The organism is Amycolatopsis sp. NBC_00348, from assembly GCF_036114655.1.
In the GTDB taxonomy this organism is placed as follows: Bacteria; Actinomycetota; Actinomycetes; order Mycobacteriales; family Pseudonocardiaceae; genus Amycolatopsis.
In genome coordinates this window covers 5,458,011-5,475,822 of the sequence record NZ_CP107994.1, presented here as the reverse complement: position 1 = coordinate 5,475,822, position 17,812 = coordinate 5,458,011, and the positions used below count along the sequence as shown (strand labels likewise).

Genomic DNA, 17,812 nt, shown 5'->3' with positions numbered 1-17,812 from the left:
GCTTTCGTACGAGCTTCGGGGGGACTGGGGCACAATGGCCGGGTGAGCACCGAGACGCTGACGAAGCCGGAAACCACGCCCGAGGGCACGGAGACCACCGACGACGACACACCGAAGATGTTCCACTACGTGAAGAAGGCCAAGATCGCCGAGAGCGCGGTCATGGGCAATCACGTGGTGGCGCTGTGCGGTGAGGTCTTCCCGGTGACGAAGTCGCCGAAGCCCGGTTCGCCGGTCTGCCCGGCCTGCAAGGAGATCTTCGACGGGCTGCGCAAGGGGGAGTGACCCCGTGCCCGGAACCCCGGCTGACGTCGTCCGCCGGGGTTCAATCCTGTCCGGAAAGGGACAGATCTCCGGGATAAACGTGAAAACCCTTCATTAGACGGGTGCGCGACGCCCGGGAGTGCTGGTAGATCCGGTGCGCCAGGTTTCCCACTCCCACCGGAGGCGTCATGCGCAGAACCGGGATCATCGTCGCCGTAGCCGCCCTGCTCACCGTGTTCGCGCCCGCGCTGGCGCAGGCCGTCACCGGCTGGACCGAGGTCGGCAAGGACCAGGCCCGCGCCCTCGACGAAAGCCAGGGGCTCGCGACGATCGTGCGGCCGTCGGGCACCACCATCCGCTACACCGGGCTCAGCACCATCCCGGCCGACCTGAACTCCCAGGGCTGGAACCACATCGGCGACCCCGGGTCGGCGCAGGGCTGGTACGTCGAGCCCTACCAGCGCGACGACCGGGGCGGGAAGCTCTACCGCGTCCAGGCGCCGGACGGCTCGTGGGCGAACTACAAGCACAGCCTCGAGTCGTGGGAGGCGAATAACAACTCGTTCGCCGCCGTCTCGCCCGACGCGCGCTGGCTGGTCGAGGGCGAGTACGGCACCATGGACCGGCTCCTGGTCCACCCGATGCCCGGCGCGGTGTTCACGACCCCCGCGCAGAACCTGCCGCTGGCGGGGACGATCCGGCTCGACCACCCGGTCCGCGACGTCCAGGGCTGCGACTTCCAGACCGCGACCCGGCTGCTCTGCTCGTCCGACGACCCGGACGGCAGCCTCTTCGGCACGACGAAGCCGCTGCTGCAGGTGGACCTCGCCGGCGGCCTCAACGGCTCGGACGTCGCCGGCCACGTCACCTCGCTCGGCCAGCTGCCACTGCGCAGCGGCTGCAGCGGGACCTTCGAGGTCGAAGGCCTCGACTTCGACGAGCGGGACAACACCCTGCGGGTCATCGTGATGTCGCCGAGCATCTGCATCCTCTTCGACAGCATGACCTACCGCTTCAAGCAGTAGCCGCCACTCGAGCCGTGCTGGAAGGGCCGACACGCGTGATTGAGAAGCCGACACGCGTGATTGAGAAGCCGACACGCGTGGTTGAAGGGGCGACACGCCGGGTGAACACCGAAGGCCCGGCACTTTCACGTGAAAGTGCCGGGCCTTCGTCAAACGGTCAGGCGGTGGGGGCGGGGTCCAAGGACTCCGACTCCGGGGCCTCGACCGGGTGCCGGCGGGCTTCGCGGCGCGCGTGGCGGCGTTCCTTGCGGGTCTCGACCATCGTGTAGAGGGTCGGGACCAGCACCAGCGTCAGCAGCGTCGAGCTGACCAGGCCACCGATCACCACGATCGCCAGTGGCTGGCCGATGAAGCCGCCCTGGCCGGTGATGCCCAGCGCCATCGGGACGAGCGCGAAGATCGTCGCCGCCGCGGTCATCAGGATCGGCCGCAGCCGGCGCCGGCCGCCTTCGGTGACGGCGTCGGCGACGCTCATCCCCTCGGCGCGGTACTGGTTGATCAGGTCGATCAGCACGATCGCGTTGGTCACGACGATGCCGACGAGCATCAGCATCCCGATCAGCGACGGCAGGCCGAGCGCGGTGCCGGTGGCCAGCAGCAGCCCGATCGCGCCGGTCGCCGCGAACGGGATCGACACCAGCAGGATCAGCGGCTGGATCAGGCTGCGGAACGTCGCCACCATGATCAGGAACACGATCGCGATGGCCGCGAGCAGCGCCAGGAAGAGGTTCGAGAACGCCTCCTGCTGATCCTGGCTGACACCGCCGAGCGAGTACGACGCGCCGCCGGCGAACGTGATGCCGTCCAGCTTGGACTGGATGTCCGCGGTCGTCTTGCTCAGGTTGTCACCGGTGTTCTTGGCCGTGACGGTGGTGCTGAGGTCGCCGCCGGTGCGGTGCACCGACGCCGGGCCGTCCACAGTGGACACCTTCGCGACCTCGTCCAGCCGGACGACGCCGGCCGGGCCGGGGATCGGCAGGCCCTTGACCTGGTCCACGGACACCGGCGCGGTGCCGGCGCGGAGCACGACGTCCGTGCGCTGCCCGTCGACCGGGAGCTGTGTCACCGTGCGCCCGGCGATCGCCTGGTTGGCGACCTGGCCGATGGTGCTCGCCGACAGCCCGCGCGCGGCGGCCGCGGCGTCGTCCACCTCGACCTGCACCCGCGGCGAGCCGACGGACAGGTCGCTGGTCACCTCGGTCAGCCCGGAAACCCCTTGCAGCGCCTGCTGCACCTGGTCGGACGCGGGCTTCAGCGCCGCTTCCGACGGCGCGGTCACGGTGACCGAGACCTGGTCGGAGTTGAACCCGGAGGCGTCGGCGCCGATCTTGATCTCGCCCAGCTCGGGCCGGGACGTCAGCTCGTCGCGCAGCCGGCTCGACAGCGCGTCGAGGTCGGTGTCCTTCGCGACGGTGACGGAGATGCTGGTCGACGTGCCGCCGCCGCCGAAGCCGCCGAAAGCGCCACCCCCGCCGACGCTGACCTGGTAGGTCTGCACGGACTTCTCGGCCGCCAGTGCCTGCTCGACCGCCGTGGCGGCCTTCTCCTTGGCCTCGACGCTGGTGCCCGCGGGCAGCTTCTGCGTCATGTTCAGCGTGGTGCCGCCGGACTGGTCGAGGAAGTTGGTGTTCAGCCGGGTCGCGAGGCCGACGGTGCCGGCGAAGATCAGCAGCGCCAGCAGGACGACGGTGAGCCGCCGCTTGGTGGCGAACCGGATCACCGGCAGGTAGGCGCGCTGCAGCAGGCCGCGGCGCTCCTTCTCGACGGCGGCTTCGCGCGCCCGCTCGGCCTCGATGGCGTCCGCGGGCACCTTCGGCTGCTTGAGGAACCAGTACGCGAGCACCGGGACCACGGTCAGCGACACGAGCAGCGACGCCAGCAGCGCCACCGTCACGGTGATCGCGAACGGCGAGAACAGCTCCCCGACGAACCCGCCGACGAACGCGATCGGCAGGAACACCGCGACGGTCGTCAGCGTGGACGAGGTGACCGCGCCGGCCACCTCGCGGACGCCGTCGAGCACCGCCCGCTGCTTCTCCTCGCCGTACGCGAGGTGGCGTTTGATGTTCTCCAGCACCACGATCGAGTCGTCGACCACCCGGCCGATCGCGATGGTGAGCGCGCCGAGGGTGAGCAGGTTGAGCGACAGGTCGCCGGTCCACAGCGCCAGCAGCGCGACGATCACCGACAGTGGGATCGAGACCGCGGTCACCAGCGTCGAGCGCACCGACAGCAGGAACAGCAGGATGACGATGACGGCGAACGCCAGGCCCAGCAGGCCTTCGGTGGTCAGGCCGCTGATCGCGTCCTTCACCGGCGTGCCCTGGTCGAACACGACGCTCATCTCGGAGCCGGTCTTCTTCGCCAGGTCGGGCAGCTTGTCGCGGACCGCGTCGGAGATCGCGACGGCGTTCCCGTTGTCCACCATGGTGATCGAGAGGCCGAGGCTCGGCTTGCCGTTGGTGCGCGTGATCGACGTCGGCGGGGCGAACCCGGTCTGGACGTCGGCGACGTCACCGAGCTTCACCGGCCCGCGCGCCGGAGCGCCCGCGCGGGAAGCCCCGGCCGCGGCGCTCGGCGTGAGGTAGAGGTTGCGGATCGTGTCCACAGTGGTCTGCGCGCCGCCGACCTGGACCGACAGCGTCTTGCCGCCTTCGGTGAGCGTCCCGGCCGGCACGGCCGCGCCCGCCGTCTGCAGCGCGGTGGCGATCGACGTCGGGTCGACGCCCGCGGCGGCCAGCTTCGCGTAGTCGAGGGTGATCGTGACCCGCGGCTGCTGCACGCCGGTGACGGTGACCGTGCGGACGCCGTCGATCTTGCGCAGCTCCGGCGCGACCTGGTCGGTCAGCGCGGGGGCGAGCTGCTGCGGGTCCCCGGCGGTGCCGGCGGCGACCAGCACGACCGGCAGGTCGTCGGTGCTGCCCGCGGACACGGCAGGCTCGGAGTTCTGCGGCAGCCGGGTCCGGACCTGGTTCACCGCCTGCTGGATCTGGGAGACGGCGGCGTCGATGTCGGTCCCGAACTCGAACTGCGCGACGACCCGCGACACCCCGTCGGAAGACGTCGAATTCAGCTCCTCGAGGCCCTTGAGCCCCTGGAGGCCGCCTTCGAGCGGCTCGGTGACCTGCTTGTCGACCGCGTCCGGGGACGCGCCCGCGTACGCGGTGACGATCTGCGCCTGCGGGAACTGCAGCGACGGGAACAGCTGCTGCTTGATCTGCGGCAGCGCGAAGGCACCGAAGCCGACGATGACGAGCGCGAGCAGGCCGATCAGGCTTCGGTTGCGCAGGCTCAATCTGGCCAGCACGGACATGACTTGGGAACCCCCTCGGGAACGACGCGGCGACCGACGCCTGCGTCAGTGACCCGCTGAGCGTGCCATGTCCGAACTGAGGAGCGACTCAGCCTGTGGGTGGATTCCGGGTGGTCCCTTCGGATGAGCCCCCACCCTGAGCAGCGCTGGGTGCCGGTTCCGGCGCGCTGGGTGACGACGATCCGTCCTCATCGGACGGTGTCTCGCCGCCGGGCGCCTCCGCGGCGCCGTTCACGTCCTCGGCGCGGGGGCGGCGCAGCGGCATCGTCGAGCGCTCCCACAGCTTGCGCCCGTCCTCGGTGCGCAGCCGCTCGGAGGCGCGTTCCATCTCCAGCCGGCGCCACTTGCGGCGCTGGCGCCGGGTCGCCTTCGCCGGCCACAGCTCCTGGAGCGCGCTGTTGAAGTACGCCCCGCCGACCACGGCCAGCCCGATGAAGAACATCAGCAGCAGGAACGCGATCGGCGCGGCCAGCGCGCCGTAGGTGTAGCCCGTCTTGGTGATCCAGTTCAGGTAGACGCGCAGGCCGACCGAGGAGAGCAGGAACACGACCATGGCGAGCACCGCCCCCGGCAGCCCGCGGTGCCACGGCAGCTTCCGCGGCAGCGCGAGCTTGTACAACGTCGTCAGCGCGAGGGTGATCATCGCGCCGAGCGCCGGGAAGTAGAGCGCGCTCACCCACGAGGACACGGTCGGGCGCCAGTCCGAGGGGAAGAACTCGGGCAGCAGGTCCGGGCCGATGGCCAGCAGCGGCAGGCCGACCACCAGGACCACCAGGCCGCACAGGTAGAGCAGCAGCGCGAAGATCCGCTGCCAGACGTCGTTGCGGACGCCGTACTGGTCGTGCGCGACGGTGATCGCGTCCACGAACGACGACATCGCCGACGAGCCGGCCCACAGCGAGATGAGGAAGCCGATCGAGACGATCTCGCCCTTGCCGACTGTGAGGATGCTGTTCACCGTCGGTTCGATGATGTCCTGGACGGCGTTGGCGCTGAAGACGGTGCGGCAGAAGCCGATGATCCGGTCGTGCACCTGCGCGACGACGTCCTGGCCGAACCACTCGCCGACGAAACCCAGGCTGCCGAGCAGGCCCAGCAGCAGCGGCGGCAGCGAGAGCGTCTGCCAGAAGGCCGCTTCCGCGGCCTCCGAGAAGATGTTGCCCTCCCAGGCCTTGCCGAGCGTGCGCGTGAGGAGGCGCCACGGCCCCTTGCGGGCCACCTTCGTCGCTGCGGACGGCTGCACCTCACCCATGACGGTGTCCAGCATGGTCCATCCGTGGAGATTTGGCTCGTCACCACCCCTGCACCCGGGCGTGTCGGGGGACATCACCCGTGCCGGTGCCCGGAACTGTCGGACCCGGCCGGTAGACTCGCTCCAGTGCCCTCACCGCTGCGACTGACGCCGAAGTCGGTACCACAGTGAGGGTTTTCGCACGTCAAAGCACTTGAGCGGCAGTTGAGCGAGGGGGGACCGGCATGACGGGGACGCAGCTCGGGGCGCCTCCCGCGGAGAAGGACTCGACCGCGCGCCCGCTGCGGGCGTGGCAGCGGCGGGCACTGACCAAGTACCTGACGAAGCGGCCCAAGGACTTCCTCGCGGTGGCGACGCCCGGCGCCGGCAAGACCGTGTTCGGCCTGCGGATCGCGGCCGAACTGCTGTCGGACCGCACGATCGAGGCCGTCACCATCGTCACCCCGACCGAGCACCTGAAGCACCAGTGGGCGTCGGCGGCGGCCGTGGCCGGCATCCAGATCGACTCGAACTTCCGCAACACCACCGGTGTCACCTCGTCGGACTACAACGGCGTCGCGCTGACGTACGCGCAGGTCGCCGCGCACCCGACGTTGCACCGGGTGCGCACGGAGAACCGCAAGACGCTGGTCATCCTCGACGAGATCCACCACGGCGGTGACGCGAAGTCCTGGGGCGACGCGATCCGCGAGGCCTTCACCCCGGCCGTGCGGCGGCTCTCGCTGACCGGGACGCCGTTCCGGTCCGACGACTCGGCCATCCCGTTCGTCACCTACGAGCCGGACGCCGGCGGCTTCCAGCGCAGCAAGGCAGACCACTCGTACGGCTACGCCGACGCGCTGGCCGACGGCGTGGTCCGGCCGGTCGTCTTCCTCGCCTATTCGGGTGAAGCCTCCTGGCGCACCAGCGCGGGGGAGGAGTTCACCGCCCGGCTCGGCGAGCCGCTGACCGCGGAGCAGAACGCCCGCGCGTGGCGCACAGCGCTCGACCCGGCGGGCGAGTGGATGCCGGCGGTGCTGCACGCCGCCGACACGCGGTTGTCGCAGGTGCGCCAGAGCGTGCCGGACGCGGGCGGCCTGGTCATCGCCACCGACCAGGAGTCGGCGCGCGCGTACGCGAAGATCCTGGAGCGGCTCTCGGGCCAGACGCCGACGCTGGTGCTCTCGGACGATCCGAAGGCCTCGGGCCGGATCAAGGAGTTCTCCGAGACGAACGAACGCTGGATCGTGGCCGTCCGGATGGTGTCGGAAGGCGTCGACGTCCCGCGGCTGGCCGTCGGCGTGTACGCCACGAGCGCGTCGACCCCGCTGTTCTTCGCCCAGGCGATCGGCCGGTACGTGCGAGCCCGGAAGAAGGGCGAGACGGCGAGCGTCTTCCTGCCGTCGGTGCCGGTGCTGCTGGAGCTGGCGAGCGAGCTGGAGGCGCAGCGCGACCACGTGCTGGGCAAGCCCCACCGCGAGCAGGAGGGCTGGGAGGACGAGTTGCTCGCCCAGGCCAACCGCACCGAGGACGAGCCGGGCGAGGAGGAGAAGGCGTTCACCTCGCTGGGCGCCTCGGCCGAGCTGGACCAGGTCATCTACGACGGCAACTCCTTCGGCACGGCGGTCTTCTCGGGCTCCGACGAGGAGCAGGAGTACCTCGGCCTGCCGGGGCTGCTGGAGCCGGACCAGGTCCGCGCACTGCTGCGCAAGCGGCAGGAAGAGCAGGTAGCGGACGAGAAGCGCCGCAAGCCGAAGGCCGAGGAGCAGGCCCCGGCGCCGGCCCGCTCGGCCTCGGTGAGCGAGCGGCTGGGCACGCTGCGCAAGGAGCTGAACGCCCTGGTGGGCATGTACCACCACCGCACGAAGAAGCCCCACGGCGCGATCCACAACGAGCTACGCCGAGTCTGCGGCGGCCCGCCGACCGCGATGGCGACGATGGAACAGCTGGAAGAACGGATAGTCACCCTCCGCTCCTGGTGACGCTGTGGTGTCTCGGTGCGGGGTGGTGCTGAGGTCTGGTCCCGGTGCCTTGGTGCGGTCGGCCAGGTCCTGGTGGCCGGGTCGGGCGTGCGGTCTGATCCCGGTGGCCGGTTCGAGCTGCGCACGGTCGCGGGGGCGGCCAGGCGCGGGTCCGGCTGCTCGCGCGGCCCGCGGCCCGGTCGGATGCCCTCGAGTGTCGCCGGTCGTGAGTGAGGAGAAGGGTTAGAACACTGTTATCCACTCACGACCCTGCCGATCAGCCCCGGCGGCTCCGCCGCCGGTCTGCCCCACCGCCCTCGCAGCTCCAGTCGGGGGTCCGCTGGCCGCTCTCGTCGCCTCAGTCGCGGGTCCGCCAGCGGCCCCTCGTCGCCGCCGGTCTGCCTGCTGCCTTCGCCACCGCGGCGGCGCCCTCGCTCTAGCCAGACGAGTCGCCGCGGGTCTGCTCACCCGCCCTCGTCGCCCCGGTCGCGGGTCCGCTGGCCGCCCCTCACCGCCCCGGTCGCAGGTCCGCCTACTGCCCTCGCCGCCTCCGAGTCGCTGCCCTCCGCCGCCCGGGTCGTGGGTCCGCCGACCGCCCTCGTCACCCTTGTCGCAGGTCAGCCGATCGGCCCCGGCCGCAGCCGGCTTCGGACCACCCCCGTCACTCCATCGTGAGCTGCCGGAGCCTCTCCCGTGTCGCCCGAGAGGCTGAAGTTCGTCGTCACCGTCCGTTCTCGGGGTGCTCGGTCGGTCGCTGTGACGCTGTGTGCCCGGCTGTCACCACCACCCTGCCCGTCCGTTCCCACGCGGACGACACTTCGGGCAGTCCGGGCGAAAGGTTTCGCAAGTCGGCGACCAGGAACGGGAGTGGTCGGTGGGATCACCACGGCTTCGCCGGCGCCCACGCTCGGTGTCCGGGACTCCGGCGGCGGGGCTACCTTCACGCCGTCAAGAAACCTGGATGTAACACACGGTGAGTAGTGGCGATCACATCGTCAGCGGATCTACTCTTTCCGGGCGACGGTCAGCCTGTGTTGCCGAACCGTGTCCAATTGGTGTCATTTAATCGATCCAGCTATCTTCCCCGCAGCCGCTCAGCGGCATATGTTGTCGCCCACAACATATGCGCGTCGGTGCGCCGGGGGCTCCTCCGGATCACCGCCCCGCAAGGCCCGGGACAGCAGTCGTGGGCCGAATCGACACAATGCTTGGATCCGGAAGGAACGAGGATGCGCAGCAGAACCCTTACCCTCCTCGCCGCCACGGTGAGCACCGGCTTGGTGCTCTCCGCGTGTGGTGCAAACAGTTCGGACAGCGGGGGCGCGGGGAGCAGCTCCGCCTCGTCGTCCGCTCCGGCCGCCGCGGGCGGCGCCAGCGGCAAGGTCGGTGTCATCCTGCCGGAGACCGCCAGCTCGGCCCGCTGGGAAGCTTTCGACAAGCCGATGCTGCAGGCCGCTCTCACGGCGCAGGGCTTCGAAGCCGACATCCAGAACGCCCAGGGTGACGCCCAGAAGTTCACCACCCTGGCCGACGGCTTCATCAGCTCCGGCGTCAAGGCCCTGATCATCGCCCCGTCCGACCCGGCCGTCGGTGCCGCTGTCGAGGCGAAGGCGAAGGGCGCCGGCATCCCGGTCATCGACTACGACCGGCCGAGCCTCGGCGGTTCCGCCGACTACTACGTCTCGTTCGACAACGAGAAGGTCGGCCAGCTGCAGGGCCAGGGCCTCGCGGACAAGCTGAAGGACAAGCCGGGCGCGCAGGTCATCCAGATCGAGGGTGCCCCGACCGACAACAACGCGACGCTGTTCACCAAGGGCCAGGACTCCGTCCTCGCGCCCCTGTTCGCCAGCAACGCGCTGAAGCTGGTCCAGAAGCAGCCGATCAACGACTGGGACAACCAGCTCGGCGGCACGACCTTCGAGCAGATCCTGCAGGGCAACGGCGGCAAGGTCGACGGCGTCGTGGCTGCGAACGACGGCCTGGCCGGCGCGGTCATCACGATCCTCAAGAAGAACGGCCTCAACGGCAAGGTCCCGGTCACGGGCCAGGACGCCACCGCGGACGGCCTCATGGCCATCATGCGCGGCGACCAGTACCTGACCATCTTCAAGCCGATCAAGGAAGAGGCCGAGGCCACGGCCAAGCTGGCCGCTGCCCTGGTCAAGGGTGACACCGCCGGTGCGGACGCGATCGCGACGGGCAAGCTCCACGACCCGAAGAACAACCGCGACATCAAGTCCGTGCTGCTCACGCCGACCCTGATCCTGGAGAAGGACATCAAGACCGTCGTGACCCAGGGCTACGTGAAGGCGACCGAGATCTGCGGTGGCGACCTCGCCGCCAAGTGCACCTCGCTCGGCATCTCCTGAGCCGTAGGCAGTAGTACCCATGAACAGCCGGGCCGGGACGCGCACCCCGACGGCGCGCCCCGGCCCGGTCCCCACTCCTCGCTTGCCGATCGGCGGAGCGGCGGCACAGGGCATAAGAAATTCGGAGAAATGCCATCCATGAGTGAGCCCATCCTCGAGATCAAGGGCCTGAACAAGAGCTTCGGCCCCGTCCACGTCCTCCACGACGTGGACTTCGACGTGCGTGCGGGCGAAGTGACCGCCCTGGTCGGCGACAACGGCGCCGGCAAGTCGACCCTCGTCAAGTGCATCGCCGGCATCCACCCGTACGACTCGGGGGCCGTGCGGTTCAACGGCGAGGACGCCCACATCCGCGGCCCGCGCGACGCGGCGGACCTCGGCATCGAGATCGTCTACCAGGACCTCGCCCTCGCCGACAACCTCGACATCGTCCAGAACATGTTCCTCGGCCGTGAGCGCGGGAACAGCTGGAAGCTGGACGAGGCCAGCATGGAGAAGGCCGCTCGCGAGACGCTGGCCTCCCTGTCGGTGCGGACCGTGAAGTCGGTCCGGACGCCGGTCTCCTCGCTTTCCGGTGGTCAGCGCCAGACCGTGGCCATCGCCAAGTCGGTGCTGTGGAACAGCAAGGTCGTCGTGCTGGACGAGCCGACCGCCGCCCTCGGCGTCGCGCAGACCCGGCAGGTGCTGGACCTGGTCCGCCGGCTGGCCGAGCAGGGTCTCGGCGTCGTGCTGATCAGCCACAACATGGCCGACGTGTTCGAGGTCGCCGACCGCATCTCGGTGCTGTACCTCGGCCGCCTCGTCGCCGAGGTGCACACGAAGGACGTCAGCCACGGCCAGATCGTGGAACTGATCACCGCGGGTCGCTCCGGTGACCTCGGCCTGGCCCGGCCCGAAGCCGTGGTCCTGTGAGCGGGAAGAAAGAACCGGACATGACTGAAACCCCTGCCAAGCCCGAAGTCGGCTCACCCGCCGACGCGCTCGCGCAGACCCAGAACCCCACCGCGGCGATCACCGACTTCGGCATCGACACGACATCGATGTCAACCGGTGAAGCGCTTCGCGACTACTTCGCCCGCATCCGGGCCGGCGAGCTCGGCTCGCTGCCGTCGCTGTTCGGCCTGCTCGTGCTGGTCATCCTGTTCAGCGCGCTGTCGGACAACTTCTTCACGCTGGCCAACATCGCCAACGTGTTCCCGCAGGGCGCGGGCGTGATCATCATCGCGATGGGCATCGTCTTCGTGCTGCTGCTCGGCGAGATCGACCTCGCCGCCGGTGTGGCCTCCGGCACCGCCGCGTCGGTGATGGCCCTGCACTACGTGCACGCCGGAAACCTGCTGGGCACCTTGGGCTCCGGCGTGTTCATCACGTTCATCGCGGTCCTCGCCGTGGCCATGCTGCTGTCGGCCTACCAGCGGATCTGGGCCGGTGCCGCGCTTTCGCTGATCGGCCTGCTGCTCGTCGCGGTCGGCGTCCCGGCCAACGCCTGGCTCGAGATCCTGCTGGCCATCTGCGTCGGCACCGCGATCGGCTGCATCACCGGCTTCCTCGTCTCGAAGATCGGCATGCCGTCCTTCGTCGTGACGCTGGCGCTGTTCATCGTGTGGCAGGGCGTCCTGCTGCAGTTCATCGGTGAAGGCGGCACGATCGGCATCACCAACTCGGACACCCTGTACAAGATCGCCAACGGCAACCTGAACATCCTCGGCAGCTGGATCTTCTTCCTCGTCGCCGCGGGCGGGTTCGCCGTGATCACGCTGATCAGCCACTTCAAGCGGCTCCAGCGCGGCCTGGTCGTGCAGCCGACGGCGCTGGTGCTGGTCAAGGTCGGCGCGCTCGTCGTGCTGTCGGCGGTGGGCACCTGGCTGCTGACGATCAACCGCTCGCCGAACAAGGCCGTCGTCACGATCGAGGGCGTCCCGTACGTCATCCCGATCATGCTGGTGCTGCTGGTGGCCGGGACCTACGTGCTCAACCGCACCAAGTACGGCCGGTACGTCTACGCGGTCGGCGGCAACAAGGAAGCCGCCCGTCGCGCCGGTATCGACGTGCCGAAGATCCGGGCGAGCGTGTTCATCATCGGCTCGGCGGTCGCGGCCATCGGCGGCATCGTCGCCGCGTCGAAGGTCGGTTCGGTCAGCCCGCAGTCCGGTGGCCTCAACACGCTGCTGTACTCGGTCGGCGCGGCCGTCATCGGCGGCACGTCGCTGTTCGGCGGCAAGGGCCGGGTGGCCGACGCCGTCGTCGGTGGCCTGGTCATCGCGGTGGTCATCAACGGCCTGGGCCTGCTCAAGCAGCCGGCCGCGGTGGTCAACATCATCACCGGCCTGGTCCTCCTGCTCGCCGCCACGGTCGACGCGCTGTCGCGGCGCCGCGCGGCTGCGTCGACGCGCTGAACCAGCATGGGATGATCAAGCCCGTGTCCAGCTCACCCGTCGCGCGACCGGACGAGGTGCGCCGGCACAACCGCACGACCCTGCTCCGCCTGCTGCACGTCGGCGGGCCGAGCACCCGGGCGACCCTGGCCGCCGAGCTGGGGCTCAACCGGAGCACGATCAAGACCCTCGTCGACGGGCTGGCGGAAGCCGGTGTCGTCGAGGAGAAGGTGCCGAGGCCGGGACGAGGGGCGGGCCGCCCCTCGCTCCTGGTCCTGCCCCAGCCGCACGCGGCGGTCGTGCTCGCGGTCGACCTGCAGGTCGAGCACGTCGCGATCGCGCTCGTGGGGCTGGGCGGCCAGATCCTGGGCCGCAACAGCTGGAACCTGCGGGGCCGGATGAACCGGCCCGAAGAGGTCATCACCCACGTCATCGAGTCGGCGACCGTCCTGGCCGGCGACCTCGACGTGAGCCCGGTGGCGGTCGGGGTGTCGGTACCGGGCGTCGTCCGGCGCGCGGACGGGTACGTGCACGAAGCACCCAACCTGCGCTGGACCGACGTCGCGCTCGGCGAGCGGCTGGGCGGTGTCCTGCAGATCCCGATCCTGGTCGGGAACGACGCCGAGCTCGGCGCGGTCGCCGAGCACCTGCGCGGAGCGGCCCGCGGGTCCTCCGACATGGTGTACATCTCGGCGGACGTCGGGGTCGGCGGCGGGGTCATCGCCGAAGGCGCGGCCCTGCGGGGCGGCGCCGGGTACGTCGGCGAGATCGGGCACATGGTGATCCGGCCCGGCGGGCGCCCCTGCTACTGCGGCAGCAGCGGCTGCTGGGAGACCGAGGTCGGCGAGGCCGCGTTGTGCCGGGCGCTCGGGCTGGCCGAGGACACCCCGCGCGGCGCGATCCTGTTCGAGCTGCGCGAGCTCGGCCGGGACTCCGAAGCGGCGATGACGCGGCTCGCGGAGTTCGGCGAGTGGCTGACCCTCGGGCTGATCAACGTCGTCAACCTGCTCGGGCCGCAGCTGGTGATCCTCGGCGACCTGCTGACGGTGCTGCCGGAGGCGGTCCTGCGGCACGTCGGCGCGGAGGTCCGCCGGCGCAGCCTGGTGAGCCGGGCGGTCGGCGGCACGCGGATCATCAGCTCGGCACTGGGCGCCGACGTGAAGCTGCTGGGCGCCGCCGAAGTCGCGTTCGAAGTCGTGCTGGATTCTGTCTGACTTCTTGTCCGGTTTCGTGTCCGGAATCACGGCATTCCGAGGCCTGTCCGTGATTTCCGGCGCGGCAATCGGCAACTTGCAGTTGTGCCGGTCGACTGTGCCGGCCAGAGAAATACGAAGGCGGCCAGTGCCTGTGCGCACTGACCGCCTTCGCTTGTGTCTAGGTCGTTACCGCTGGATGTCGGCGGACAGTTCCTTGAGCTTGGCCTCGTGCTCGCGGGCGTGGTGCCCGCAGAAGAGAAGCTCGCCGCCCTTGAGGACGGCGCGTACCTGAGCTGCGGCCCCGCACCGGTCACAGCGGTCGAGGGCGGTCAGTTCGGGGCGGGTGAGCGTCGGCGTTGTCATGGGGGTCTCCCTCCGTCCCGGCACCGGTTGCCCGGTGCCATCGATCCAGCTACGCCCACTTCGGACTGATGTCGGCTACGGCGATCGTCTCCGGCTCCGCGGTGTTCGTGCTTCCACTCTTCCAGACGTTTCGCGGCCCGCAAGTGTTCCCGCGCCGGTGGGACCCGAGTCACGTCGATTTACCCCGGATGTCGTAGCGGGATCCCGCAATGCAGGAGTGGATTACCCGGAGAGTCACATTTTCCGTGGTCAGGCACCATGGAGTCGTGAGTTCCTTGACGCCGGTCCGGAAGGTTTCCGCGGTACCCGCCCCGCTGTTGTTCGTTCTCAGCGGAATTTCCATGTACGCCGGAGCGGCCATCGCGGTCGATCTTTTCGGCCACGCGACGCCGGCCGGGGTGGCCTGGCTGCGGTGCCTGGGCGCGGCGGTGGTGCTGCTGGCCTGGCGGCGGCCGCCGCGCGCGGCCTGGCGGGGCCGGCGGCTGCTGCTGGCGTGCGTCTTCGGGATCGTGACCGCGGGCATGAACGTGCTGTTCTACGAGGCGATCGCCCGGCTCCCGCTGGGCACGGTCGTCGCGCTGGAGTTCGCCGGGCCCGTGGTGGTGGCCGCCGCGGGCTCCCGCACCCGCCGCGACGTGCTGGCCTTGCTGCTGGTGGTCGCCGGGGTGGTGGCGATCGCCGACGTCCGGCTCTCCGGCAGCGCCCTGGGCGTGCTGTTCGCCCTGGCCGCGGCGGCGGCGTGGGCGGGCTACATCCTGATCGGCAAGCGGGTGGCGACCGACGGCGACGGCATCGACAGCCTCGCGATCGGCTTCGCCGCGGCGACGGTCGTGCTCTCGCCCCTGGCGTTCGGCACGGGAGAAGTGTGGTCTTCGCCACGCATGCTCCTGCTGGGCGTCGGCGTGGGCGTGCTGTCGACGGTGGTGCCGTACGCGCTCGACCAGGTGGTCCTGCGCCGCCTGGGCCAGGCCCGCTTCGCGGTGCTGCTGGCCCTGCTCCCGGTGACGGCGGGCGTGACGGGCTTCCTGCTGCTGCACCAGGTGCCGACCCTGCCGGAGGCACTGGGGACCCTGGCGGTGGTGGCCGGCGTGGCCCTGCGGCGACGTGAGGCCCCTTCCCGGCCATCCCCGGAGCCGCCGGGCTAGGCGCTGCCGGGGCTAGTCACGCTCGGCGGGCGAACCTCGCGGCCGAGAGTCGGTTTCAAACGGGCGCGTCCTCGGCGGCGAGGTCGACGAGGACGGCGACTGGCACAGGGTGCTGGTGCAGGTAGGCAGCTCGGCCGATGGGCGCCGGATCGTGATGGCCGTCGTCGGCGCAGACCGGGGATACTCGTGTCCGGCGGCAGGAGGCTACTGAGGGGATCGATGTCTTCGGGGATCGACGGCGGGCAGCTCGACCTGTCCGGGGTGCGGTGGCTGCCGGGCGGGGCCCGGCTGGCCGCGGTCGCCCAGGCGGAGCTGCCGCAGAAGGACGGGCTGGCGGCGGCGTTCTGCGGTCTCGCGGCGCTGCGGGCGGCCGGGGTCGACGTGCTCGACCAGGACGCCGTCGCGGCGGCCGCTGGCACCGTTCGCGGGCCGGCGGTGCGTCCTCCGGGCGAGCCGGGGCGGACCGGCTTCCGGTTGCCGCCGAGGGTCGTCGGTGATCCGCTCGCTGCGGGCACGCGCGTGTCCGCGCTGGCGACGGCCGTGGCGGCGTTGTCCGGCGGCGCGCTGACCGCGGTGCCCGCGGCGGGGGAGTGGACCACCGAGTCGCTGTTCGCTCTGCTGGCCGGGCTGTGGGACCTGCCGCGCGTGGCGGTGATCGCCCGGATCGACGGTGCTGAGCTCGGCGCCGACGACACCCCCGAACGCGCGCTGCTCGACTACCTCGACACCGGCGTCCCGCCACTGTGGACATCGCGCTGGCGGCCGCCGGGTGGTCACTTCGTGCTCCTGGCGGGCGTCCGGATCGGCGCCGAGGGGACGCTGGTGTCCGTTGTGGACACCTACGCTTCCTTGGGACACCACGGGATCCACGACCAGCCGCTCGAATGGCTCACGGCGGCGCTGGCCGGGCTGGGGGTACTGGTGGTCGTCGACGCGGACCGCGCCGCGGTGGCCCGTGAGGCGGTCCGCGCCGCTGACCTCACTCCGTCTTCGTGGGACTGACGTTGTCGGCGTTCCCGGGCGCGAAGCGGGAGTGGCGGCGGCCGTAGGTGAAGTAGATGACCAGCCCGAGCGCCAGCCAGACCGCGAACCGGATCCACGTCAGCACGTTCAGGTTCAGCATCAGGTAGAAGCACGCCGCCGCCGCGACGATCGGGATCACCGGCGAGAACGGCACGGTGAACGGCCGGTCCAGGTCGGGCCGGCGGCGGCGCAGCACCGGGACGGCCACCGCGACGATGATCATCGCCGACAGCGCGCCGATGCTCACCATGTCGGCCAGTTCGGAGATCGGGATGAACGCGGCCAGCACGGCGATCAGCACCGCCCCGCCGATGGTCATCCGGTGCGGGGTGCCCCACTTCGGGTGCGCGGTGCCGAGCTTCTTGGGCAGCAGGCCGTCGCGGCCCATCGCGAAGCCGATCCGGCCGATCGTGACCAGCTCCACCATCATCACCGACGTCAGGCCGGTCACCGCGCCGAGCGAGATCAGCGCGCCGACCCAGTGCTGGCCGACCTTGTCGAACGCGTCGGCCAGCGGCGCGCCGGTGTCGATGTCGGTGAAGGGGATCATCCCGGTGAGGACGATCGAGACGCCGATGTAGAGCACCGCGCAGACGGCCAGCGCGCCGAGGATGCCGACCCGCAGGTCCTTCTTCGGGTTCAGCGTCTCCTCACCGAGGTTCGCGAGCGCTTCGAAGCCGGTGTAGGCGAAGAAGACCACGGCGGCGGCGGTGATCATGCCGGCGATGCCGTAGACGGACTGCTCCAGGCCGAGCGCCGCCTGCACGATCGGCTGCTCCAGCACGCTCGACCCGCCCTCGGGCGGCTTCGCCGTCGGGATGAACGGCGTCAGGTTCGAGCCCTTGACGAAGAACAGGCCCACGGCGAGGACCAGGACGCAGACGGCGACCTTCACGCACACCAGGAGGTTCGTCAGCCAGGCCGACTCCTTGATCCCCAGCACGGCGACCACGGTCAGCACCGCGATGATGGCGACGGCGCCGACGTTGACCTTCGCGTCCTCGCCGAACCAGTCCGGCGACAGCCCGAGCAGGTTCGCCAGGTAGCCGGACCAGCCGCGGGCGACCACGGCGGCGCCGAGCGCGAACTCGAGCAGCAGGTCCCAGCCGATGATCCAGGCGAAGATCTCGCCGAGCGTGGCGAAGGCGTACGTGTAGGCGCTTCCCGCCGTCGGGACACTCGACGCGAGCTCGGCGTAGCAGAGCGCCGCCAGCCCGGCGACGGCGGCGCCGAGCACGAACGAGAGCGTCACCGCCGGCCCGGCGTGCGTCTTCGCCTCGACGCCCGCGAGGGTGAAGATGCCGGTCCCGATGATGATCCCGATGCCGAACCCGATCAGGTCGCGGCCGCGCAGCCGCCGTTTGAGCTCACCCGAGTCCTGGCGCTTCAGGACCTCGTCCACGTTCAACGTTCTCCGCACACCCATGAAGAGAAGTTAGAAGGTCACGAGCCTTTTCGCAGATCGGCAGGAAGCAACCGCCGCCGGTGCCGAGTGATGTCGGCGGGTGCGGATGGCGCGAACGGCCGGGCACCGGAATGCTGTGCCA

General features: G+C 70.4%; 13 protein-coding genes. 9 read left to right on the top strand and 4 right to left on the bottom strand.

The window, feature by feature from the left end; translation table 11 throughout:
• The first annotated feature begins 42 nt into the window (after window positions 1-42).
• Window positions 43-285, top strand: coding sequence for a DUF3039 domain-containing protein (locus OHS58_RS23310; protein WP_247063499.1), 243 nt, complete (start codon window positions 43-45; stop codon window positions 283-285).
• A 167-nt stretch (window positions 286-452) separates the two neighbouring features.
• Window positions 453-1,289 carry a hypothetical protein gene (locus OHS58_RS23305; RefSeq protein WP_326947676.1) on the top strand — a complete coding sequence of 279 codons (837 nt, stop codon included), beginning with the start codon at window positions 453-455 and terminating at the stop codon, window positions 1,287-1,289.
• A 157-nt stretch (window positions 1,290-1,446) separates the two neighbouring features.
• On the opposite strand, the gene OHS58_RS23300 is transcribed toward OHS58_RS23305, so the two are convergent.
• The gene (locus tag OHS58_RS23300; RefSeq protein ID WP_328643989.1) at window positions 1,447-4,602 is read right to left on the bottom strand and encodes an efflux RND transporter permease subunit; all 3,156 of its coding nucleotides are present in this window, start codon (window positions 4,600-4,602) and stop codon (window positions 1,447-1,449) included.
• 88 nt (window positions 4,603-4,690) lie between these two features.
• Entirely contained in the window at window positions 4,691-5,869 is a 1,179-nt protein-coding gene (locus tag OHS58_RS23295) for a YihY/virulence factor BrkB family protein (RefSeq protein ID WP_442792277.1), read from the bottom strand.
• Window positions 5,870-6,078: 209 nt separating this feature from the next.
• On the opposite strand from OHS58_RS23295, the gene OHS58_RS23290 reads away from it, so the two are divergent.
• From OHS58_RS23290 to OHS58_RS23270, 5 genes are all read left to right on the top strand, one after another.
• Window positions 6,079-7,815 carry a DEAD/DEAH box helicase gene (locus tag OHS58_RS23290; RefSeq protein WP_326947678.1) on the top strand — a complete coding sequence of 579 codons (1,737 nt, stop codon included), beginning with the start codon at window positions 6,079-6,081 and terminating at the stop codon, window positions 7,813-7,815.
• 1,208 nt (window positions 7,816-9,023) lie between these two features.
• Window positions 9,024-10,163 carry a sugar ABC transporter substrate-binding protein gene (locus OHS58_RS23285; RefSeq protein WP_326947679.1) on the top strand — a complete coding sequence of 380 codons (1,140 nt, stop codon included), beginning with the start codon at window positions 9,024-9,026 and terminating at the stop codon, window positions 10,161-10,163.
• Window positions 10,164-10,301: 138 nt separating this feature from the next.
• Window positions 10,302-11,075, top strand: coding sequence for an ATP-binding cassette domain-containing protein (locus OHS58_RS23280; protein ID WP_326947680.1), 774 nt, complete (start codon window positions 10,302-10,304; stop codon window positions 11,073-11,075).
• A gap of 20 nt (window positions 11,076-11,095) precedes the next feature.
• The gene (locus tag OHS58_RS23275) at window positions 11,096-12,559 is read left to right on the top strand and encodes a sugar ABC transporter permease (RefSeq protein WP_326947681.1); all 1,464 of its coding nucleotides are present in this window, start codon (window positions 11,096-11,098) and stop codon (window positions 12,557-12,559) included.
• Window positions 12,560-12,570: 11 nt separating this feature from the next.
• Complete coding sequence (locus OHS58_RS23270) at window positions 12,571-13,752, top strand: ROK family transcriptional regulator (protein ID WP_326947682.1); 1,182 nt, start codon at window positions 12,571-12,573, stop codon at window positions 13,750-13,752.
• A 168-nt stretch (window positions 13,753-13,920) separates the two neighbouring features.
• On the opposite strand, the gene OHS58_RS23265 is transcribed toward OHS58_RS23270, so the two are convergent.
• On the bottom strand, window positions 13,921-14,097 hold the full coding sequence (locus OHS58_RS23265) for a DUF7455 domain-containing protein (RefSeq protein ID WP_247063514.1): 177 nt from the start codon (window positions 14,095-14,097) through the stop codon (window positions 13,921-13,923).
• A gap of 341 nt (window positions 14,098-14,438) precedes the next feature.
• Between OHS58_RS23265 and OHS58_RS23260 the strand changes: the two genes are divergently transcribed.
• Together OHS58_RS23260 and OHS58_RS23255 are read left to right on the top strand one after the other, a co-directional pair.
• Entirely contained in the window at window positions 14,439-15,242 is an 804-nt protein-coding gene (locus OHS58_RS23260; protein ID WP_326947683.1) for an EamA family transporter, read from the top strand.
• Window positions 15,243-15,461: 219 nt separating this feature from the next.
• The gene (locus OHS58_RS23255) at window positions 15,462-16,244 is read left to right on the top strand and encodes a DUF6885 family protein (RefSeq protein ID WP_328643988.1); all 783 of its coding nucleotides are present in this window, start codon (window positions 15,462-15,464) and stop codon (window positions 16,242-16,244) included.
• Here the strand turns inward: OHS58_RS23255 and OHS58_RS23250 are convergent.
• Window positions 16,222-17,667, bottom strand: coding sequence for an amino acid permease (locus tag OHS58_RS23250; protein WP_326951473.1), 1,446 nt, complete (start codon window positions 17,665-17,667; stop codon window positions 16,222-16,224). The two genes, OHS58_RS23255 and OHS58_RS23250, sit on opposite strands and share 23 nt — an antisense overlap.
• Window positions 17,668-17,812 lie beyond the last annotated feature (145 nt).